Below are 20,081 nucleotides of genomic sequence, written 5' to 3'. Positions count from 1 at the left end.
TCGTCACTTAAACCCCTCAAATTACCGTGCTGCATAAAAAACAAAAGCCGCCGGATTTCCGGCAGCTTTTTGTCCTCATTCGGCAAGCATTCCTTCTAACGCAGCAGCTCTGACAGTTCGCGTAAATAGCCGGTGGCTGTCTGCTCGCTATTTTTAATGAGCTCCAACAGGGAGATCGCCTTCGCCGAAGCATCGGAATCGTCAGGATGGCCGCCCTGCGGGAACGGGAATAAATCTTTGAGAACGGAGAAATGCCCGAGCATTTCGTTGTACTCGTAAGCCGCTTTTCGGAATAAGTCCGGAATGTCCGGGGAATTCCCGGCGATATCTCCGTCTGCAGCCAACTGCTCCGCCGCTTCATTCAAAAAACGGACGGCATGATTCCGCGCGTCTCTTACGACCGCGATATTGTAGGCATTTCCATTCGGCTCGATTTCTCCCCCGCGGAAAGCCCCGATCCATGCATCATACGCGGCCAGCCCTTTAACCGAGCCGGTGGAATCCTCTTTTTCTTGTCCGTCGTAATGCTCCAAAATCATGGCCAGCGCCCGGCCGAGCCGCTGCTTGAAGGCCGTCTTCCCCCCGCCCGCCAAAGCCAGCACGAAAATCTCCTCCATGACACCGCGTCCGAGCTTTTCGTATTCCAGCGTTTCTGTCTTCCCGCACTCGCAGGCATGCAGCAAACGCCGTTCGTCGTCGTATCCGTAGATAAGTCCGAATTCGGGGAGAAACAAGTCCCAGGCGAGCACAGGGATCCCCTTGTCGAGAGAGCGATGGATCAAGTCAAGCGCCTCGGGGAGCAGCCGGTTGATGCCGCGTCTGTCCATCGCTTCTCGGCTCAACGATGCCGGATCGAGCAGATTCGCATTCGTGCCGAGCTTTCCGCTCATTCCGTCAACAAAGGCGGATTGATAGCCGAGGTTTTCCAATCCCCTGGACAGGACACCGGCAAAGCTGTAGGCCGTCGGGCCCGCAATATGCACGCTGGACGGCACGATGTTAATCCGGAACGCATGCCCGGTCAGTCCCATCGCCATCGAATGGGTCATCGTCTCGCCCGCGGCTTTCAGCATCGCATAGAGGCCGTCCGCCGCCGTCGTCCAGCTCTGAGCCTCCGTCAATTTTTCATGATTCGCCACAATAACCGTCTTCATCTCTCCCATATCCTTTCTCATTCTTATATAGGAGCCAACCGTTATGCGGGTTCTTTCCTGGATCACTTTTTTTCGGGAACGGCTGATAATCTGGTACACATTGGCGGAGGAAAGCTCGAACAGACCGGCGATTTCCTGCGGAGAAAGCTGCTCAAAGAAATGCGACTCGAAAATGCGCCGTTCCCGCGGTTTTAAACAGCCGATGATCCCGCTCAGTATTTCCAGCGTTTCTTTCTGCGTGTACGCTTCTTCCGGGCTAAGGTACGCTTCCGCTTTGTCGCCTGCCGTACGGCCCAGCCGGTCCAGAATGCGGTCGAGATCGCCCCATTCCCGTGACTCGTCCCCCTTACTGCTCAACATCGGGGCAAGCTGCGAAAAAGCGTGTTCCCGGGCGGACGTTTTTTTCAAGCGGGTAAACGCCTGATTGCGTACGATCCGGTGCACCCAGGGCAGAAACTTATCGGCTTCGACCAGCTTGCCCAGATGCAGAAAAGCTTTTACCAGCGCATCCTGGACAATATCCTCCGCCAGAAAAGGTTCCCGGGTTATCGCCCGCGCATACCCGTACATGCGGGACCGGTGCCTCCGCACAAGCTCCCCGAACGCCTCCCGCTCCCCCTCCTGTGCACGCTGCACCAGGGCGTTGTCATCCATCTGTTCCCAGTTTTTCGGAACGGTTGTAGAGTGATTCAAGATAAGCACCTCGCAAAAAAGTTGACCTGTCATACAGACTCGGGAAAGGCGCTTATTCTGACAAAAATGACGGAAGACCCGATTTTTTTATTCGGTCTGAACCTTATCAAACGATGGACAGGGCCGATCCGGCAAGGATAAACTAGTTCAAAGAGCCGCAGCATTTACTGGTTTTGCGCTTACAGACATTAAAATCCGGGTTAAAAAAGAAAGAGAGGCTGGGCCGGTACGTTTGAACGGTACTTTATATAAAGGAGGGGTCTCGTGAAGAAGAAATCGGCTTTGCCGCTAATGCTTCATCCTCTGCTGACCAGTCTCATTCTGTCTTTGCTTACGGCCGCCATCTCGTTCGGTCTGGACGGATTCGAGCCGACGGTCGAGCCCGGCGGTTCATCCGCCACAATTTTCACGGCGACGGTTCTTTTTGTCACGCTTCTTTTCTTGTTTCCTTTATTTCTTGCCGTTTTCGGTCTGCCTTCTGTCCTGTTTCACCTGTTTTCGGTCAGGCTTCCGATTCGGCTTCTTCTGTATCTGGTCATCGGCGGCTTGTGTATGAGTATGGTTCCTTATTCCGCCCGGTATAACAGTCTTTTTCTTGCGGTCGGATTCCTGTATGCCGTTCTCGATGCCGCCTTTTTCTTCCTTCAAAAAAAGCAGCACAGAAACTGAGTTTCCGGCTGCTTATCCGGGTAGCACAGCTTAAAACTTCCGGTTCGTCAGACGGATAACCTCGGCAAGATCCGCGGGCTGTCCCGACTGTTCCTGATAAAAACCGTTCCGGACAACACGGTCCACAAAAAGGATGCCGTTCAAGTGGTCCATCTCGTGCTGAATGCAGCGCGCCAGGTAGCCTGCCCCTTCCAGCTCACTCGTCTTCCCGCTCCGGTCGAGCGTCGTAATCTTCACATATTCCGCTCTCTTCACGATTCCCGCGTAGCCCGGATAAGACAAACACGCCTCGGGCCCGGTCTGTTCTCCGCTCATGTCCACGATTTCGGGATTAATAAGCTCAATCAGGCCCTCCCCGCAGTCCATCACAATGACACGGCGCAGAATGCCCACCTGAGGAGCGGCCAACCCCGCTCTTCCTTCTTCCGCGTACAGCGTATCCGTCATATCATCCAGCAATTTAATCACTCTCGCGTTAACTTCCGTAACGGGCTTCGCTTCTTTCCTTAGAATGGGATCTCCGAAAGGAAGGATCGTTTTCACGGCCATGGGCTTCATCTCCTTCTGAATACTGCCTGCTTATGCGCCTTTTCTGCCGGACGGCTTGTGGACCCACAAATCTCCCGGCGTACAGTCCAGCGCGGTACATAAAGCGTCAAGCGTGTCCGCTTTCATCTGCTTGGGCGATTCGTTCAGCAGAGCGGAGATTGAAGGAGCCGACAAGTCGTAACCGGCCTTTTCTTTCAGAAGGCGCGCAAGCGCGGCACCGGTCCACAGCCCTCTTTCCGCCATGATTTTCCGTAACATCCAGATCAGCAGAACACTCACCCCCAGCATATATTAGGCAATGCCTTAATTATTTAGGTATTACCTAATATATCATATGCAGATTTTCGTGAGAAGACGACGTTTTTCGTCTTTCCGGCTTATAACTTCTACCATTCCAGAATCCGACTTCCAGACCAACCGGGCTGCGTAATCCTCATGGCTTTCTTCTCTCTCGTTTGTGTATAATGAAGTGCAAAAGGAGAAAAAACGGAACGAGGATCTGTGACGTTTTTCACCTTTGTATAAAAGGAGTTCGCCATGAACATAACCGAGCATTTTCTGCGCTTCTATCCGCTGCTGGCCGAAGCGGAGATGTCCGAAGACGGATCGTTTCCCGTTACCATCGGGCGGCTGGCGGACCTGCTGTGCTGTTCTTCGCGCAATGTGAAATTTATTCTCAGAAAGCTGGAGGACGAGCAGTACATACGCTGGCAGCCCGGGAGGGGACGCGGGAACTCTTCACGCCTGACGCTGCTGAAAGAACCGGAAGACGCTGTCTTCCCCCTATTCCGGGAGCTGATGCACAAAGGCAAGCTGAAAGAAGCGATCGACCTTCTGTCGATGGAAGCGCTGCCTGTTTCTCTGAAACACCGGCTGAGAACGATGCTGGATTCGCACCTCGGCTTTCAGGTCGAAGAAAGCGGCGGGGTCCTTCTCGATGTGCTCAGGGTTACGCATAACAAGCGGTTGGAGACCCACGATCCCGCTTATATTTTCACCGCGTTCGAGTCCTATCTGATCAGTCAGGTATGCAGCCGACTGATTTCGTACGACCCCGCCGAAGGCCGGTTCGTCCCCGGCCTGGCCCATGCCTGGCAGAGCAGCGACGACTGCACGCGCTGGACCTTTTTGCTTCGCAAGGGAGTCCGCTTTCATCACGGCCGCCGCCTGACGGTTCAGGACGTGCTGTTCACCGTGCGGAGACTGAAGCGGCTGCCCCATTCGGCGTGGCTGTGCGAAGATATCGGTGAAATCGAGACGGACGGCGAGTATGCGTTGACCTTTAAGCTGAGCCGAAGCAGCCTTTTCTTCCCCCATATCCTGAGCTCCGTTCAGTTTTCGATTCTACCCGGCGATCTCGATCCCGCCTCTCATAGGCTGACGGGGACGGGTCCGTTCCGGATTGCCGAACAAAGCGAACGGCTGATTGTACTGAGTGCGTTCGACGCTTACTACGGGCACCGTCCTCTTCTGGACCGTGTGGAGCTGCTGCTGCTGCCGGAAGATACGTCCAACGAGCGGCGCTATCAGATCAGCGGGAACGAGAACGATTCCGTGACCGCCCTTGGTGCGGAATCCGGGCAGACCGAGCTCAAAGTCAATGTAATCAATCCGGTAGCCGGTTCCCGCTACCTGCTGTTCAATTTCCGCAAGCCCGGCATCCATCATAACGCCGATTTCCGCAAAGCGATGAGGATGATTCTCGACCGGGCCGCGATGGTGGCGGAGCTGAAGGGCAACCGGATCGCTCCGGCGGACAGTTTCCTCCAAAGCGAGAGCGAGGGAGCCTCCTTCGAGGCTGCGCCAATCCAAGAAGCCGTCCGGTTGCTTCGGAAGTCCGGCTACCGGGGCGAGCCGCTCAAGCTCTTTTTTATGAACAAAAAAGAAGAAGCGGAAGAAGCACGCTGGCTTCGGGACCGCTGCGCGCGGGCCGGGCTCCCGATCACCCTGCAGCCGATGAAAAGTTACGAGCGCAGCAGGGTAGTCGCCGAAGCGGACCTGCTTGCGGCAGAAGAAGTGCTGGAGGACGACCTGGAGTGGGGCTTGATCAGCTACTACAAGAACCGCTCCAACTACCTCCATCACTTGCTCACCGAGGAGCAGATCGGCCTGCTGGACCGGATCCTGGACGGTTTCACCGGATTTCCCGAACCTTCCAGGATGAAGCTGCTCCGGGAAGCCGAGCGAACCTTGATAGACAACGACTGGCTGCTCTTCGGCTGCCATGTGATCAAAAAAGTCCATCTTCACGACTCTTTGCAAGGCAGGCAGATGGATTCGTTCGGGCTTATCGACATCTCGAAGGTGTGGATTCAACCATCACCCTCGCAAACCGGTGTCTGGCCGTTATAAGAGGACTCCTGAAATTCATAGCTCTCGACGCTTTATTTTTGTTCAATATACTTTTAACCGGTACGAGACGATTTGGGCCGCCGCCGGCCATCCCAAGGCGGTTTTTCAGCTAACGGCCGATGACCTGGTTTCTTTTACCCAAGGAGAACTTGTTTCCGTGAAATAGCCGTTAACCCGTTTAGATGAACCTCATAAACAAAAGAGAAACCCGCTGTCTCATCGGACAGCGGGTTCCCAGCATTCGGATGAGCCCCTCAGGGCTCATCTTTTTTACGGCTGCGTGCCGTTCTTGTCCTCTTTGCCGCGCCCCCGGTCGGTCCGGGCATCGATTTCTTTAATCAGCCGGCACAGTTTGTTCAGCGAGCTGTCCAGTTTATCCAGCTTTTCGCCCATCGTCTGCAGCACGTAACGGAGCAGAACGAAACAGAGCGTAACCGGAAAGCCGACATTCGTCACCAGAGACACCAGACTTTCGGCAGTCAGATCCATCCTTTTTTTCCTCCTTTCCGTCTCATTTTGTAGGTAAAAAATGTGTCTTTTTTACAACAAATGAGGTATAATAAAGAGAGGAAAACAGGAACATATGTTCTATTTTCGGTTGTAAAAAGCCGACTGGAATTACCCTATTAGATAAAGACGAAGGGGTGATTTTTTATGTCTCAGCAGTCTACTTTGGTGGAGAAATACAGAAAGGAAGTGTATCGGATCGGGTGGCGCATCCAGTATAAAGCCCGGGTGCTCAGCAACCGCGAATATGCGGTGTCGGACAACGGCTGGGCCTTTACGGCCGGGGGCTTCGCCGAAAGTTCGGACAGCAAGCTGGACACGCTCGCCATGATCCAGTCTCTTCCTTCCCGGACGGGAAGGACCGTACTCCACGAGCTTTATATCCTGGATAAAACGGAAGCACAGGTCGCGAAGGACCTCAATATGTCCCAACAGGCGGTGAATAAATGGAAAAGGAAAATGCTCCGCTTCCTATCTCAGACGAAGAATTTCTCCAACTCGTCCGGCTAAGCAAGGACGGAGACCCCGAAGCCATGCTCCGGCTGCTGCAAGTTTTCGAAGACGATATTCTGAAAATCAGCCGTTACATCCGGATGTCGCGCGAAGACGCCGTCCAAAGCATCGTGACGGACTTTATCGCGCTGGTCAAACAAAGCGAGGATCTTCCTCCTTCACCCCCAAATTCGGACAAGTCCTGATGAAATACCGGCGAATGGCAAAGCCACCTGAAAAGTCTCCTTTCCGAAGGAGATTTTTTTAGTTCCGGTTGTTAAAAGCCCCCCTCTTTTACCTACATAGATGAGAAGGGAAAACGAGGCGGCGGAAACGGAAGCGGAGTCCTTCCTTCCCGCTGCGGCTCCATCGGATTCCCGTCTACATTTCATTAGGAGGCTGATCGTATGAGTTACCATATTATTGCCAATTTCCCTGCCAACCGGGACAAAAAGGGAACCCTGAAAATGTACGACGGAAGCGGAGCGCTCGTCTTCGGTCCGGTCGAAGCACTGGGACGCGGCTCGAACGATCCCGCCAACAACAATAACCACGCCAACTGGAAGATGACGAATGCGGATACGCCTACCGGCGAGTACGCCACTTCCGTCATCGGTGCCGGAACGCCGCAGTCTTCGTACGGCCCGTACAGCCGGGTCAATCTCGATCCGACGAGCGGCAACGCGCTTATCGCGGAGAATAACGGCCGTTTCGGCTTTATGATCCACGGCGGCGACGCATCCACGGACTCTTCCGCTTCGTGGTATCCGCTCAGACCCACTTACGGCTGTATCCGTCTGTCCAACAGCAACCAGAATGCGCTGATCAACAAAATCAAATCCGTCGGCGGCAGCGGCAAGCTGACCGTAAACAATATCTGACGGCCAAAAAAGGCGGGGAGCATCCCCCGCCTTTTTGCCCTGTTTTCGTCATGCGCCGCCGCTGACCGCATGATCCGCCCCGACCGCTTCGGACAGGCTGCCGAACCCGTCCCGCTTCAGCAGGTCCAGCAGCTCGCTGCTGCATGCCCGGTTGATGCCGGGTCCTTTATAAATAAAGGACGTATAGATTTCAACGAGGGAGGCGCCCGCACGGATTTTATCGTACACATCACGGGCCGTGAAGATTCCGCCCGAACCGATGATTTTCAGCGTTCCCCCGCTCTGCTTATAAATACGGCGGATAATCTCCGTCGATTTCAGGTGCAGCGGCTTTCCGCTGAGCCCGCCGGTTTCCTCCCTGTGAGGATGAGTGAGCCCGCTCCGCGTCACGGTCGTATTGGCCGCTATGACGCCAGGTATCCCGTGCTTCATGATTTTGCCGATCATGTTTTCGAGCTCATCCACGTCCATATCCGGCGCAATTTTTACAAATATGGGCTTGTCCCCACGATGACGGGCATTCAGTCGCTCCGCCTCCGCCGTAATGCGGATCAGCAGTTCATCGAGCTCGCTCCCGTGCTGAAGCTTACGGAGATCGGGCGTATTGGGCGAGCTGATATTGATGATAAAAAAGTCCGCGTACGGATACAGGGAACGAAGACACTTCGTATAGTCTTCATGCGCTTTCTCGTTGGGCGTCTGTTTGTTTTTGCCGATGTTGATGCCCAACGGAATTTTAAGAACGTGGCAGCTCTCCAGCCGTTCCTTCATGGCGTGGATACCCCCGTTGTTGAAGCCCATCCGGTTAATCAGAGCCTCGTCGTCGGGCAGACGGAACAGACGCGGGCGGTCGTTGCCCGCTTGACCGACGGGCGTGACGCTGCCTACTTCCATAAACCCGAAGCCCATCGAAGAAAGCGCGGGCACCGCCCGGGCATCTTTGTCCAGACCCGCAGCAAGACCGATCGGACTGGGAAAACGGATTCCCAGCATTTCGCTGGTCAGCCGGGGCTCCTCCCTGACTCCGTACAGCTTTTCAAGCAGATACAGAAGTCCAGGCTGCCGCTGAATTCTCTGCAAATTCCGCAAAACGAAGTCATGAGCTTCCTCAGGCTCCATTCTAAAGAGCATGGGCTTCACCAAGGCTTCATAAATCAACTGATTTCCTCCCCTTTTCAGACGAACCGCGAGGCCGGAGGCGACTGTGCAGGCCGGCTCCGCTAATAACGGTCAGGCGGTACCGTGAAGCTGCAGGTACGTGCCGATCCTGTCGAGCAGATCCTCCCTGTCCCCCTCAGTCCTCATGTATGCCACAATATCCCGGATGCCCGCTACCGAATAGATGTTGACATCGTAGGTCAAGGCGGCTTCCTCAAGCGCAGAGAGGCGCCCCTCCTGCCCCTTTTCCTCCCTATCCAGCGCGACCAGGAAAGCCGAGAGCCGCCCGCCCTGGCTTTCGATCAATTCTTTCGTATCTTTGATCGTTCTGCCCGAGGTCAGCACATCGTCTACCGCCAGCACGTTTTTGCCCGCGATTCCGGACCCGATGATATTTCCGCCTTCCCCGTATGCCTTCGGTTCCTTGCGGTTAAAAGCGAAATTCGCGTTAATTCCGTGTCCGCTGAACAAAGCGAGCGCAGTCGCAAGCGAGATCGGGATCCCTTTGTACGCCGGCCCGAAAATCACGTCATACTCGATTTGTTCCCTTACTATCGTCGAGGCGTAAAACGAACCCAGTGCCGTTAATTTCCTGGAATCGTCGAACGAGCCGAAATTAAAGAAATAAGGGCTGACCCGTTTCGATTTTAAAATAAATTCACCGAACCGGATGATGCCTTCGTCCACAACAAATTTGGAAAACGATTCTCTCGTTTGTTCCACACGTTCTCCCTCCGGTTTCTTATAAAGTTGTGCCTGCAGCCCGTGCCCTTCCATCAACCGCTTCATCAGGTCAAGGTTTCCTGCCGGCTTAAATTCGTAAACGCCTTCTGCTGCAGCCTATCTCCCAGTTCACCTCTGCCGAGCAGCTTGATTTCTTTGGCGATCAGCCACTCGTCGTCATAGAACTGGTCGAGGTAGTTCGTTCCCGCGTCGGGTATGATCGCGACAGCGGAAGAATCTTCGCTGTGCCTGAGCCAGGCCAGCGCGGTGAACACGGTAAGTCCGCCCGAGCCGCCTATCAGAATGCCGTGATCGCGTGCCAGCAGGCGGCAGACGGAGATGGCTTCCTGATCGCTCGACAGGCTTACCGCATCGAGCACGGACGTATCCGTGTTCGCGCTTCTCCAGCTGAGGCCGACTCCGTTGATCAGGTAAGGCGAAAACGGCTGGCCGAACACGGCGGATCCCGTCACGTCGCAGGCAACCACGCGCATATGCGGTTTGTGTTCTTTCACAAATCTTCCGATTCCGCAGAGATGGCCGCCCGTACTGACGGCCCCTACGATCGAATCGACCGGAAGGTCCGCAATCTCCTTCGCCGTCGTCTCCGCATGATAGGCCGGATTGGACGGATTGTCGTACTGGTTCGACCAGAAGGCGCCGGGATACTTGTCCAGCAGCTGCTGAACGCGATTGAGCCGGGCTCTCTGAAATCCGCCTTCCGGAGCGGGTGTCGTGACCATGTCGACCTCGGCTCCGTACGCCTGGTACCATTTCAGCAGGCTGGCGCTCACTTTCGGATCGACGACGATAATGACTTTAAATCCGTAAACCGCCCCCAGCATCGCCAGGGATTTGCCGAGATTGCCGGATGTGGATTCGATCAGGACGGAGCCGGGGCGGATTTTGCCTTCCGCCATGGCCGCTTTGACCAGTCCGAGCGCCGTTCTGTCCTTTATGCTGAAGTTCGGATTGAAATAATCGAGCTTGAGATAAAGCTTTTTGCCGGACGGGACAAGTTTGTCGTCCAGCGAGACGACCGGCGTGTTTCCAATACACTCCGTAATATCGGTATGAATCATCATTTCACCCCACGATTTTGATTTGGCTCGTATCTGCCCTGGTAAGGCGTACGCACTCTTCCCGGGTTACGAGAACCGGATCTTCGACGTGCAGCGCACCCAGGTCGAATTCGTAATACGGCGTTTCTATGGAAAGTACCATCCCCTCTTCGATCACATCCTCGCTGCCCGGAGCCAGGATAGGCAGCTCGTAAGGCTCAAGGCCGATACCATGACCGACGTGGTGCCTTCTGTAAGCGGAAAACCCGGCTTCGTGCACCGCATTCATCGTCAGATGAAAAACGTCGCCGCCCGTCATCCCCGGCCTTACCTGCCGGATGGCTTCCTGCTGCCCGGTGTACAAAGCATCATACTTTGTATACTCGGGTTTAAGCGTCTTGTAGGCGACTACCCTCGCGATATCCGCCCAATAACCGTCGCAGACGATATCGCAGTCGAACCAGAGCAGATCCCCCGGCTGCAGCCGGATATCCCGGCTCGGCCTGCGCTGGCCGCCTACCGCATGCCGGCCCGCTTTGATCATGGGCAGAACGGCAAGTCCGCCCCGGGCGGCGACGGCGGTTGAAAAGACGGCCGCGATCTCATGCTCGGTTATGCCTTCGCGAAGCTCATGAATGACCTGACCGATCGCATAGTCGATGCAGTCGGCCGAATACGCGAGGGCATCGGTTTCCGCCTGCGTCTTCACGGCCCTTACCTGCCGGAGAAGGGCGGCGCCTTCGATGAATTCCCCCTGCGGATGCCTGCCGCGAATCGAGCCGAATAAGGAGGCCGTAATCCCGTCTTCGTCCAGCGCAACCCGATCGGCGGTCAGATTCAGACGGGCGAGCAGAACCGCCAGCGCTTCCTCCGGACCGGCCTGGCTCTTCTGCACGTCCGACAAATATTTCAGCCGCTCTTCTTCTACAGGCAATGATCCCCCGCCCGGATGTTCCCGGTAAAATGTGCCGTACGTCACGACCTGCCCGATGTTCGAGCGGGCATCGAGGATTTGGTCGATTTCGCCCACGGAGTGCACGACATGCACCTCTTCGGGCGAATCCGCCGTTACGACCGCGTAGCACTGCCCACGGTACGGATTCAATGTTTTCACAACCGGCTCGAATCCGGTCAAATACCGGATATTTTCTTTGGTCGTCGCTATGACCGCCGCCAAATTATGTTCCTTCAGCTTCGCTTGAAGCCGCTGCGCATTGTACAGCATGGCTCACCTCGTATCGGTTTCGGATTCGGTTTCGTTCTTGATCGCCCGGACCAGGTCCGCTACGGCGGGAGCCAGCAGTTCATGCCGGTCCATCTCGATCCAGCCCGCTTCGCTGATCTCCGAGCACGGGGCGATTTCCCCGTTCCAGTCCGCTTCGTAGCAGAGAAGTTCGACCTGCGCGTCTTCCTTGTAGGCGGCGCCGATCACCGTTCTCACATACACGATGCTATCTGGAAGAAGGTCTATGTCCAGTTCTTCTTTCAGCTCTCTTCTCAGTGCGGTCTCCGGGTCTTCCCCCGCCTCGATTTTACCGCCGGGCAGGTACCACCGCTCATTGTCTCTGACACGGACAAGCAGCAGCCTGGCTGCATCCCTTTTTACGAGGCACGCGCATCTAATCCGCTTTGTTTGCACGAGCCAGTACCCTGTCTACCATCGACAGCATCCCGCTTTTGTCGTAATGAAGATAGTGGCCGGCCGCAATTCTCATGGGGTCCCCCGCATGGAAAAATTCATACACTAGCTGACGCTGCCCGAAGCCGTCGCCGGAGGCGTCCCAAGCCAGATTCAGAAGCTTCGATCGGGCCGCCGCGTCCGTCTCTCCCGTAGACAGCGAGACGGCCAGCCCGCTCAGCTCCTCGGCCAAAAAGTCCTCGTAATGAGGAGTCGACAGCATAGAGCCAGCTGCCAGGGATTGAATCGTTTTCACCATTTTTTCGTACATTTTGGGAAAATTGTAGCGGATCGCCTGTATGGCGTTAATGCTCGGCGTTTGTACACCCTCGTGACTGACAGTAGAGTCGGCTTCGCTCAACAGAATGCTTGCCCGCAGAAGTTCGACGTAGGAGGTCATCTCTCCCAGCTTCTCCTGGATATTTACGAATCCGTCCAGCTTCAGCATCCCGGCAAGTTTGACGGCGATTCCCGTCAGAAGCTCCGCCTTGGACAAGCCGCGCACGATTCCCTGATGCCCCGTATGATTCCGGGCAAAGGTTTTGTCGTAGAACAGGTTCGATTTCGCCACGTCTTTAAACACAAACACTTTATTCCAGGGGATAAAGACCTCGTCCAGAATCAGATAGGCGTCGATTTCGTCAAAGGAGTTGGCCAGCGGGTGGTCGAAAGCGTGGTAAGATGATTTCACAAGCGGTTTCCGGCAAATGATTTTAACCCCGGGATAGTCGACCGGCAGCGCGAACGATACGGCATAGTCCTCATCCCCCGGCTTTAAACCCGGCATGTTAAAAATAAGCAGCTCGTCCGCGATCGGCGCAAGCGTAACAATCATTTTGGCTCCGGTGACGGTAATTCCCTCTTTATCGTGAGCGACCACCTTAACGCCCGCATAATGGTTCGTTTGGGACCCCAGAGACAGCGAGCGGTCGATTTGCGGATTGATTGCGCCGTGTCCGACGAACAGGTTGTTCGTCTTGACGTGACGGTAATACGCCCTCATATTCGCGGAAAAATCGGTGTACGCATGTTCTCCAAGCAGCTCGCTGTGGGCATAAAGCGTGGCCAGAGCCGCGTTGATGAAATCCGGTGTTCTGCCAAGCATGCCGTATGACAAGTCCGCGACTTCCTTGTAAGACTTCGCTTTCTTCCGCAGATCTTCTTCGGTTGCAGGCACAAGCAGGCTGACGGGGGCATCGTGCCCTTCCTCGTCTTTAAAGCAGTGAACGTCCGGTTTCTCCTCCTGCAAATCGTAATAACGCCCGATGCACGCGATAGCTCCGGTAAAAGCGGGCTCTGTGCGGACATCAACTTTTACGCCGTTTACATACACGGTATTCCGGTCCTTCAGTCTCTCCAGATACTGGCCTTCGGCCGATTTTGCGGTAACTACCATGTGGTATGCCTCACTCCTGTCTGTTTGTCATGAAATTACATTTTTTGTTTACTGAAACATATTTGAATATATTATGACAAATTTTACTATATTTAAGGTTACCATGACGCCTTCTTCTTTTTCAATAGAATTTATGCGATTTTTACCAAAAAGAAAAGAAGATGACTTTTTCCGGCTTGGGGTTCGCATGATTGCTTCATATAGTGTACAATGCAAGAAACACCTGTTATCAAAAGTTTGGGTACCATTAGGAGATGTTTACATGGCAGAAGATGAAGTGATCTTAACCCCCGAAGGACTGGCTCAGCTGGAGCAGGAGCTGGAAGAGCTCAAAACCGTGAAGCGCAAAGAGCTGGCCGACCGCCTCAAGACCGCGATCAGCTACGGGGATCTTAAAGAAAACAGCGAATACCACTCCGCAAAAGACGATCAGGCTTTTATGGAAACCCGGATTATCACGATTGAACGGATGCTGAAAAAAGCCCGTGTATCCGACAATACCGATACGTCTACCGTTAAAGTCGGCTCTATTGTCGTGCTGAACGATATCGAATTTTCCGAAAAGGTCGAGTACCGGATCGTCGGTCCGGCCGAAGCGGATGTAGCGGATAACAAAATTTCTTACGAAAGCCCGCTGGGCGTTTCCCTGATGGGGAAATCGGTCGGCAGTGTTATCAGCGTGGATGCTCCCGTCGGAGTCATCAAGTACGAACTTCTTGAAATCAGAGCGAAATAATCGCCTTACCGGCACAAAGGGGCACTCCGCCCAGTCATTCGGATGACTGGACGGAGTGCCCCTTTAATTGTATTTTCTTGCGGTTTTACCCCGAACGAAATGCACCGATTCAGCTTACCTGAACGGTGCCCTTCCTGCACGAACAAAACCCGCCGATTTCCGTATTTCAGTGTAAGCCTCTTACCTTTCGTCCGTTTCAGGATGAGACAGGATTTTTTCGCAAAGTGACAGCGGCAGTATGCGGCATACTCGCCCAGCGAACGGCTTCCGCCGGTCCGCCGCGAAGGAGGAACGTGCGCGCGAAGTCCGCTATACCTGCCGGTCGGCGGGTTCGGGACGAAGCGCGAACCGGACGGCGCGGCTGATCAGCGGCGGCAGCACGGAGACGTGCCCCTCGCCCTCGAAGTCTTTGTACTCGGCCTCCACGCCGCAGGCGGCTAACGCCGAAAGACGCTCGCAAAGCTCGGACGCATTTTCCCCGCCGCCGGTATGATGCGACTTTTCCAGTTCCCCAATGGCGAGGAAGACTTTTATGTCCACAGGCTTACCCGTCGGCTGCCCGGCGGAGGCGGACAGCTTGGACGCGAAAGCCTGCTCTTCTTCAAGCAGCACCCGCTTGTTCCAGTGGATGGAAGGGCTGCCGGCGACGTAGCATTGGAACGCTTCCGGCCTCGCGAACAGCAGGTGAAGCACAAACAATCCGCCCAGCGAATGGCCGAAGATCGTCTGTCTCCGGCGGTCGATGCAGTACGTCTCTTCGATCGCCGGCTTCAGCTCCTCTTCGATGAACGCCATGAAAGCCTCTGCACCCCCGTGCTCCGGCCGCTCGCCGTCCCTGAGCTTGAAGGGCAGTTCATCCACACGGATGTCACGCGTAAAATCATAATGCCGCGCGGGATGAAACGGTCCGTCCGTCGGGTAACCGATGCCGACCACGATTGCGGGGATCACCCCGGTTCTCTGGGGAGCCCGGGACTGGACGCGGACGGCTTCGACCATCGTGCCGAAGACGGAGTTGGCGTCCAGCACGTAGACAACGGGGAAGCCGGACGCAGGGGGTTCTCCCTCGGGCACGGCAATGAATATCCGGTATTCCCGGTTTTCCGCGCGCGAACGCATCGTACGCTGCTCGGACCGCGGCATAGTCACGCGCTCCAGGACTCCGGCTGCCGCTCCGGACTTGTCATTCTCTCGATTGTCTGTTCTCAATCTACCTCACTCCTTCGCCTACCGTTTCTTTTTGCGGTTCCGTTCCGCCTCCCGGCGATGCCGATGCCGCCGCTTTATTGCGCAGATAGCTTTCATACCCGTAACAGACCGGCGCCCCGTTCTCCGGGTCCAGCATAATCCGGGCATCGATATGGAACACCTGGTTGAGCACTTCTCTGGTAATAATTTCGTGCGGATGCCCGGCCGCGATAATCTGTCCGCCCTTCATAGCGACGATCCGGTGGGAGAACCGCGCCGCATGGTTGATGTCGTGGAGCACCATCACGATCGTCTGCTTCCGCTCCATATTCATTTTCTCTACGATCTGGAGCACTTCCAGCTGGTGGGCCATGTCCAGGAAAGTCGTCGGTTCGTCGAGCAGCAGCACTTCGGTATCCTGAGCGAAAGCCATCGCCAGCCACACCTTCTGCCGCTGCCCGCCCGACAGACTCCCGATTTCCCGGTCCCGGAAAGCAGCCACGTTCGTAACTTCGAGCGCCCACTCGATCACTTCTTTGTCCCGGGGAGACAGTCTGTTCAGGTTTTTACGGTGCGGATAGCGTCCGTACGACACGAGCTCTTCGACTTTAAGCTCCGAAGGAGCGATGGGATTCTGCGGCAGCAGCGCGATATGCTGAGCGATCTTCCGGGTCGGAATCGAACTCAAATTTTGGCCGCGGAAAAAAACAGTCCCGTTCTTCTGCTTCAGAATGCGCCCGATCGTTTTGAGCAGCGTCGATTTCCCGCAGCCGTTAGGCCCGATGATCGTCGTGACCTCCCCTTCCTTCACCTCAAAATTGAGATCACGGAACACGGTGTTTTTCTCATAACACGTTTCCAGATTCTCCACACGTATGATACTCAAGGACGAACACTCCCTCTATGCTTTGGCCTTAAACAGCAGATAAATAAAATACGGAACGCCTATGATCGAAATAACGACCCCAACAGGCAGCTCGACCGGATCAAACACCGTTTTGGCGATGAAATCCGATCCGATCACCAGCAGCATGCCGATAACGGCGCTGACCGGCAGAACGCGGTTATGGTGAACGCCGACCAGACGTTTGGCGATATGCGGCGACATCAGCCCGATAAAGCCGATACCTCCGGAGACGGACACGCACGCGCTGACAAGTCCGATACTGCCGAGCAGAAGAATCCCCTTCTGCCTTTCCACACGGACACCCAGACTTTTCACACTGCTCTCTTCAAGCTGGAAAAGGTCCAGGGTGTACGCGCTTCTCCGTATCAACGGAATCAGGATAATGAGCCACGGCAAAATGGAAACGACATATTTCCAGTTGGCGCTGTAAATGCTGCCCGAAGTCCAGACGGCGGCCATTTCGAAATCTTTGGCATCCATCTTGAGCGTCAGGAACAAAGCCAGCGCGCTGAATCCGGCCCCGATCGCGATCCCCGTCAAAATCAGACGCTGGGAATCGATTCGCCCGTTTTTCCAGGAAAACAGGTAAATGAGAACGGCGGATGCAAGCCCTCCGACCAGTCCGAACAAGGGCATCGTCATAATCCCCCACCAGCCTGTTCCATGCAGCTTGCCCTGAAAGAAAAACATGAAGATAACGATGGCAGCCCCGGCTCCGGCGTTAATACCGAGAATACCCGGATCCGCCAGCCCGTTGCGGGTAATTCCCTGAATGACGGTTCCCGCGATGGCGAGTCCCATGCCGACCAGACCCGCGATAACAATACGCGGCAGCCGGAATTCGAGAATGACGAGATCATTTTCCGGACTCGGATTTATGCGCAAGAGCGTATGCAGCACATCCCGGACCGTAATATCGAACGAGCCGTTCGTCAAGCTTGTGTATGCGGCGATCGCGATGAGTCCTATGCCGACAAGGAGTACCAGCGTATATCGGCTGAACGATTGCTTAGGCATGCTTTTCCCCGCCTCTCGTCCTGGCCAGATACAGGAAAAACGGCACGCCGATAATAGCGGTCACGACTCCGATCGGCATTTCATACGGATAATTCAGGAACCGGCTGAGAATGTCCGCCAGAGCGAGGAATATACCGCCCAGCACACCGGCGCACGGAATGACCCATTTGTAGTCGATGCCGATCAGGAAGCGGGTAATATGGGGAATAATGAGCCCCACAAATCCGATTTTGCCGGCCAGAGCTACGGAAATCCCTGTGAGAATAACGACCGCGCCCATGGCGACGATCTTCACCAGAAGTGTCCTTTGCCCCAGATTTATCGCGACTTCTTCTCCGAGCGAGAGAATCGTGATCGATTTCGCAATCCGGAAGGCGGCGATAAGACCGACAATCGCGAAAGGAATGCAAAGCAGAATCAGCTTGGGGTCAAGTTGATGAAGTCTCGCGTTGTACCAGAAGCTTATGTTCTGCGATTTCTGAAAATACATGGAAAAAGCCGCCGAAACGCTGCTGAGGAACGTACCGATAACTGTGCCGACGATCGCCATCCGCACAGGCGTCAATCCGTTCGGGAGCAGCGAGGCAAGCCCGAAGACGATGCCGACCCCGAGCGCGGAGCCGATCAGGGAATAGAAAATCATATCCAATGAAGACGAATTGGGCAGGAAAATCATGCAGAGCGTAATGACAAACGCCGAGCCGTCGGTCACCCCCATGATGGAAGGGGATGCAAGGTAGTTCCTTGTCATCCCCTGCATGAGCGCGCCCGATATGGCAAGGAACGCTCCGATTAGAAGCGCCCCCACTACTCTGGGCAAACGGGAGGTCCGGATAATCTGATGATCGACGTTACCCGGATCGAAATGGAACAAGGCGTCCATGACCGTTTGCAGATGAATTTGTTTGGCTCCGTAAAGAACGGACAGCACGATGGTGAACGCGATGATCACCGGTGAAACCCATAAGATCCATTGGGGCTTTGCCAGACTTCTTTTCATATCGGATTACTCGCTTTGTGTTTGAAATTTAGTTGGTAAGCTTCGGAAGAGCGGCCTCAAGGAACTTGATCTTGCTGTACGACGTTCCTCCCTGAGCCAGCGGGTCTACGACGTTAACGAACACTTTTTTGTTTTTCACGGCGTTGATACTTTGCCAGATCGGATTTTTCTCCAGATCTTCCAGCGCTTTCGGCTGCTCTTTGTTCTCGTCTTCCGAGAATTGGACGAACATATAGTCCGGATTGATCTCGGACAATTTCTCCAGCGAGATCAGCTGCTGCGCCTTGGCTTCTTTCACTTCGCTCGGAACGGCGAGACCCAGATCGGTATAGAGCGAAGGGTTGAAGAACACGCCGGCCGGATAAATGGCGATGCTGCCCGCACGTACACGGAGCACCAGCACTTTTTTGTCTTTCAGGGAATTGCCGAGCTTTTCTTTCGCGGCGGCGGCGTCTTTCTTGTACTTCTCGATGACTTCTTTAGCTTTATCCTGATGACCGGTCAGTTCCGCCAGCACATTAAGGTTCGCTTCCCAATCGGTCGAAACATGGGAGATCGGGAGCGTAACTTTAACCTTGTTCAGCTTTTCCATCATTTCGGCAGGAAATTTAGTGGAACCGAGAATGACATCGGGCTTCAGCTTCAGAATCGTCTCCACATTCGGCTGTGTCTTCTCGCCGACGGGTTCCGCTTTATCCGTAATGCTCTTGAACATATCGGGGAATTTGCCGCCGACCGAAATCGCGCCGACCGGCTTCACGCCCAGCACGAGAGCGTCTTCCATCGATTCCATGGAGCCCGCGATTACGATGCGCTCCGCTTTGGCGGCAACGGTATATTCTTTGCCGAGGTATGTAATTTTGCGGGGTTCGTTATTGCCTGCCGCCGTAGCCGCCGGACTTTTGGTCGCTTCGGCTCCGCCTGTATTGGCCGCTTCTTTTTGCGCTCCGCATGCGGAAGATAGTAGTGTTACCGCAACCAGACCGGCTGCCACCCATGTTTTTTTCATTTTTCTCTAACCCCTCTCCGTATCCGGAAAAATTGTATTTGTTTTTGTATCTCTACCGAAAATCCATATCAATGCTTCTGGAAACTGTTCCACGAATACGGGAACCTGGTGATGGCCGCCTTCTCCGATAACCAGACGCAGTCTGGCTCCGCCAAAACCGGAGTCCGCAAGTTGCGTGTAGGCCTGCCTAGTTCTGGCCATCATGGCACTCTGAATCGTTTTCTTGCCGACGCCTTCCTGATCCCCCACATACATGTAAAACCTCTGTCCCTTGTCGGCCAGCTTGCGCTCCGCCATGTATTCGGTGAACCCTTCATACCAGAAGGAACCTGAAATGCAGCCGATTTTCCCGAAAACACCGGGATGCTCATAAGCCGCAAACATCGAGATCAAACCGCCGAGCGAAGCTCCTATCATTCCCGTATCGAAAGGTCCCGTTCGCGTCTCGTAACGAGCGTCGATATAAGGCTTAAGCTCGTGAACCACTAGGTCCAGATACTTTTTGCCGAATCCCCCGAAATCCGGGACCGTTTCGACCAGCGCCTTCGCGGGCCAAGGCGTATATTCATCCAGTCGTTCATGCGGCTCCAGCCCGACAAGAATCATTTCCGGCAGCTTCTTCTCCCGGAACAGCTCTTCCATACGGGTCACCGCCTCGTTAGAGGCCGTATCCATATAGTCGGACGGATCATTGACATACATGACCGGATAGCGGTGCTTCGTTAAGCCGTAAGACGGTGGTGTGTAAATGCTCAGCGCCCTGCCCTGAAAAACCTGGTGTTCCAGACTTCCTCTCTCTCTGCCGTGTTCCATGCCATTCCCCCAACGCTATCTTTGTAAAAATGAGAATCATTATCACTTAACAACAAAAAAAGAGGGAGGTTCTTTTTTGTTTATTTGTATTGATAACA

22 protein-coding genes are annotated in these 20,081 nt (G+C 54.7%); 6 read left to right on the top strand and 16 right to left on the bottom strand.

Features of this window, described 5'->3' with window-relative positions; all coding sequences use genetic code 11:
• Nucleotides 1–95: 95 nt before the first annotated feature.
• Nucleotides 96–1,856 (bottom strand): RNA polymerase sigma factor, encoded by a 1,761-nt coding sequence (locus tag C4S74_RS15670; RefSeq protein WP_308458023.1) that lies wholly within the window; start codon nt 1,854–1,856, stop codon nt 96–98.
• Between the two features lie 255 nt (nt 1,857–2,111).
• Between C4S74_RS15670 and C4S74_RS15665 the strand changes: the two genes are divergently transcribed.
• On the top strand, nt 2,112–2,516 hold the full coding sequence (locus C4S74_RS15665) for a hypothetical protein (RefSeq protein ID WP_103996223.1): 405 nt from the start codon (nt 2,112–2,114) through the stop codon (nt 2,514–2,516).
• Nucleotides 2,517–2,546: 30 nt separating this feature from the next.
• Here the strand turns inward: C4S74_RS15665 and def are convergent, their stop codons facing one another.
• Entirely contained in the window at nt 2,547–3,065 is a 519-nt protein-coding gene (def, locus tag C4S74_RS15660; RefSeq protein WP_103996222.1) for a peptide deformylase, read from the bottom strand.
• Between the two features lie 30 nt (nt 3,066–3,095).
• Nucleotides 3,096–3,335, bottom strand: a complete 240-nt coding sequence (locus C4S74_RS15655; protein WP_042226250.1) for a helix-turn-helix transcriptional regulator — start codon at nt 3,333–3,335, stop codon at nt 3,096–3,098.
• A gap of 267 nt (nt 3,336–3,602) precedes the next feature.
• On the opposite strand from C4S74_RS15655, the gene C4S74_RS15650 reads away from it, so the two are divergent.
• The gene (locus C4S74_RS15650; protein ID WP_103996221.1) at nt 3,603–5,417 is read left to right on the top strand and encodes an ABC transporter substrate-binding protein; all 1,815 of its coding nucleotides are present in this window, start codon (nt 3,603–3,605) and stop codon (nt 5,415–5,417) included.
• 270 nt (nt 5,418–5,687) lie between these two features.
• Here the strand turns inward: C4S74_RS15650 and C4S74_RS15645 are convergent, their stop codons facing one another.
• On the bottom strand, nt 5,688–5,906 hold the full coding sequence (locus C4S74_RS15645; protein ID WP_103996220.1) for a hypothetical protein: 219 nt from the start codon (nt 5,904–5,906) through the stop codon (nt 5,688–5,690).
• A 165-nt stretch (nt 5,907–6,071) separates the two neighbouring features.
• Between C4S74_RS15645 and C4S74_RS15640 the strand changes: the two genes are divergently transcribed.
• From C4S74_RS15640 to C4S74_RS15635, 3 genes are all read left to right on the top strand, one after another.
• The gene (locus tag C4S74_RS15640; protein WP_103996219.1) at nt 6,072–6,434 is read left to right on the top strand and encodes a hypothetical protein; all 363 of its coding nucleotides are present in this window, start codon (nt 6,072–6,074) and stop codon (nt 6,432–6,434) included.
• A 23-nt stretch (nt 6,435–6,457) separates the two neighbouring features.
• The gene (locus tag C4S74_RS26250) at nt 6,458–6,622 is read left to right on the top strand and encodes a hypothetical protein (RefSeq protein WP_258042501.1); all 165 of its coding nucleotides are present in this window, start codon (nt 6,458–6,460) and stop codon (nt 6,620–6,622) included.
• A 201-nt stretch (nt 6,623–6,823) separates the two neighbouring features.
• A complete protein-coding gene (locus C4S74_RS15635) occupies nt 6,824–7,297 on the top strand; it encodes a L,D-transpeptidase family protein (RefSeq protein WP_103996218.1) in 474 nt (157 codons plus the stop codon).
• Nucleotides 7,298–7,345: 48 nt separating this feature from the next.
• Here C4S74_RS15635 and C4S74_RS15630 read toward each other — a convergent pair whose 3' ends face one another.
• From C4S74_RS15630 to C4S74_RS15605, 6 genes are all read right to left on the bottom strand, one after another.
• Entirely contained in the window at nt 7,346–8,455 is a 1,110-nt protein-coding gene (locus tag C4S74_RS15630) for a quinone-dependent dihydroorotate dehydrogenase (protein WP_103996217.1), read from the bottom strand.
• A gap of 72 nt (nt 8,456–8,527) precedes the next feature.
• Nucleotides 8,528–9,178 carry an orotate phosphoribosyltransferase gene (gene pyrE, locus C4S74_RS15625; protein ID WP_103996261.1) on the bottom strand — a complete coding sequence of 217 codons (651 nt, stop codon included), beginning with the start codon at nt 9,176–9,178 and terminating at the stop codon, nt 8,528–8,530.
• 65 nt (nt 9,179–9,243) lie between these two features.
• Nucleotides 9,244–10,260 (bottom strand): pyridoxal-phosphate dependent enzyme, encoded by a 1,017-nt coding sequence (locus tag C4S74_RS15620; RefSeq protein WP_103996216.1) that lies wholly within the window; start codon nt 10,258–10,260, stop codon nt 9,244–9,246.
• 4 nt (nt 10,261–10,264) lie between these two features.
• A complete protein-coding gene (locus C4S74_RS15615) occupies nt 10,265–11,464 on the bottom strand; it encodes a Xaa-Pro peptidase family protein (RefSeq protein ID WP_103996215.1) in 1,200 nt (399 codons plus the stop codon).
• Nucleotides 11,465–11,467: 3 nt separating this feature from the next.
• A complete protein-coding gene (locus C4S74_RS15610; protein WP_103996214.1) occupies nt 11,468–11,878 on the bottom strand; it encodes an NUDIX domain-containing protein in 411 nt (136 codons plus the stop codon).
• Nucleotides 11,859–13,313, bottom strand: coding sequence for a 4-hydroxyphenylacetate 3-hydroxylase family protein (locus C4S74_RS15605; protein ID WP_103996213.1), 1,455 nt, complete (start codon nt 13,311–13,313; stop codon nt 11,859–11,861). Before C4S74_RS15605 ends, C4S74_RS15610 begins: the two co-directional genes overlap by 20 nt.
• A 262-nt stretch (nt 13,314–13,575) precedes the next feature.
• On the opposite strand from C4S74_RS15605, the gene greA reads away from it, so the two are divergent.
• Complete coding sequence (greA, locus tag C4S74_RS15600) at nt 13,576–14,049, top strand: transcription elongation factor GreA (protein ID WP_103996212.1); 474 nt, start codon at nt 13,576–13,578, stop codon at nt 14,047–14,049.
• A 309-nt stretch (nt 14,050–14,358) separates the two neighbouring features.
• Here the strand turns inward: greA and C4S74_RS15595 are convergent, their stop codons facing one another.
• From C4S74_RS15595 to C4S74_RS15570, 6 genes are read right to left on the bottom strand one after another with little or no spacing between them, the layout of a single operon-like run.
• The gene (locus tag C4S74_RS15595; RefSeq protein WP_103996211.1) at nt 14,359–15,258 is read right to left on the bottom strand and encodes an alpha/beta hydrolase; all 900 of its coding nucleotides are present in this window, start codon (nt 15,256–15,258) and stop codon (nt 14,359–14,361) included.
• 1 nt (nt 15,259) lies between these two features.
• Complete coding sequence (locus C4S74_RS15590) at nt 15,260–16,123, bottom strand: ABC transporter ATP-binding protein (RefSeq protein WP_103996210.1); 864 nt, start codon at nt 16,121–16,123, stop codon at nt 15,260–15,262.
• Between the two features lie 15 nt (nt 16,124–16,138).
• Nucleotides 16,139–17,161 (bottom strand): iron ABC transporter permease, encoded by a 1,023-nt coding sequence (locus C4S74_RS15585; protein WP_103996209.1) that lies wholly within the window; start codon nt 17,159–17,161, stop codon nt 16,139–16,141.
• Nucleotides 17,154–18,161 carry an iron ABC transporter permease gene (locus tag C4S74_RS15580; protein WP_103996208.1) on the bottom strand — a complete coding sequence of 336 codons (1,008 nt, stop codon included), beginning with the start codon at nt 18,159–18,161 and terminating at the stop codon, nt 17,154–17,156. Before C4S74_RS15580 ends, C4S74_RS15585 begins: the two co-directional genes overlap by 8 nt.
• Before the next feature lie 28 nt (nt 18,162–18,189).
• Nucleotides 18,190–19,170: an ABC transporter substrate-binding protein gene (locus tag C4S74_RS15575; RefSeq protein ID WP_103996207.1), complete on the bottom strand. Its 981-nt coding sequence runs from the start codon at nt 19,168–19,170 to the stop codon at nt 18,190–18,192.
• 6 nt (nt 19,171–19,176) lie between these two features.
• Nucleotides 19,177–19,983 carry an alpha/beta hydrolase gene (locus tag C4S74_RS15570; protein ID WP_103996206.1) on the bottom strand — a complete coding sequence of 269 codons (807 nt, stop codon included), beginning with the start codon at nt 19,981–19,983 and terminating at the stop codon, nt 19,177–19,179.
• Nucleotides 19,984–20,081: the final 98 nt, after the last annotated feature.

Origin of the sequence: Paenibacillus sp. UNC499MF (assembly GCF_900107975.1) — a bacterium.
In the GTDB taxonomy this organism is placed as follows: domain Bacteria; phylum Bacillota; class Bacilli; order Paenibacillales; family NBRC-103111; genus Paenibacillus_F.
This window is presented reverse-complemented; position numbering and strand designations above follow the sequence as displayed.

Coding starts and splice junctions, on each gene's coding strand:
- def (WP_103996222.1), bottom strand. CDS start 3,065: ATGGCCGTGAAAACGATCCTTCCTTTCGGAGATCCCATTCTAAGGAAA.
- C4S74_RS15650 (WP_103996221.1), top strand. CDS start 3,603: ATGAACATAACCGAGCATTTTCTGCGCTTCTATCCGCTGCTGGCCGAA.
- C4S74_RS15645 (WP_103996220.1), bottom strand. CDS start 5,906: ATGGATCTGACTGCCGAAAGTCTGGTGTCTCTGGTGACGAATGTCGGC.
- C4S74_RS15640 (WP_103996219.1), top strand. CDS start 6,072: ATGTCTCAGCAGTCTACTTTGGTGGAGAAATACAGAAAGGAAGTGTAT.
- C4S74_RS26250 (WP_258042501.1), top strand. CDS start 6,458: ATGCTCCGGCTGCTGCAAGTTTTCGAAGACGATATTCTGAAAATCAGC.
- C4S74_RS15635 (WP_103996218.1), top strand. CDS start 6,824: ATGAGTTACCATATTATTGCCAATTTCCCTGCCAACCGGGACAAAAAG.
- C4S74_RS15620 (WP_103996216.1), bottom strand. CDS start 10,260: ATGATTCATACCGATATTACGGAGTGTATTGGAAACACGCCGGTCGTC.
- C4S74_RS15615 (WP_103996215.1), bottom strand. CDS start 11,464: ATGCTGTACAATGCGCAGCGGCTTCAAGCGAAGCTGAAGGAACATAAT.
- C4S74_RS15605 (WP_103996213.1), bottom strand. CDS start 13,313: ATGGTAGTTACCGCAAAATCGGCCGAAGGCCAGTATCTGGAGAGACTG.
- greA (WP_103996212.1), top strand. CDS start 13,576: ATGGCAGAAGATGAAGTGATCTTAACCCCCGAAGGACTGGCTCAGCTG.
- C4S74_RS15585 (WP_103996209.1), bottom strand. CDS start 17,161: ATGCCTAAGCAATCGTTCAGCCGATATACGCTGGTACTCCTTGTCGGC.
- C4S74_RS15580 (WP_103996208.1), bottom strand. CDS start 18,161: ATGAAAAGAAGTCTGGCAAAGCCCCAATGGATCTTATGGGTTTCACCG.
- C4S74_RS15575 (WP_103996207.1), bottom strand. CDS start 19,170: ATGAAAAAAACATGGGTGGCAGCCGGTCTGGTTGCGGTAACACTACTA.
- C4S74_RS15570 (WP_103996206.1), bottom strand. CDS start 19,983: ATGGAACACGGCAGAGAGAGAGGAAGTCTGGAACACCAGGTTTTTCAG.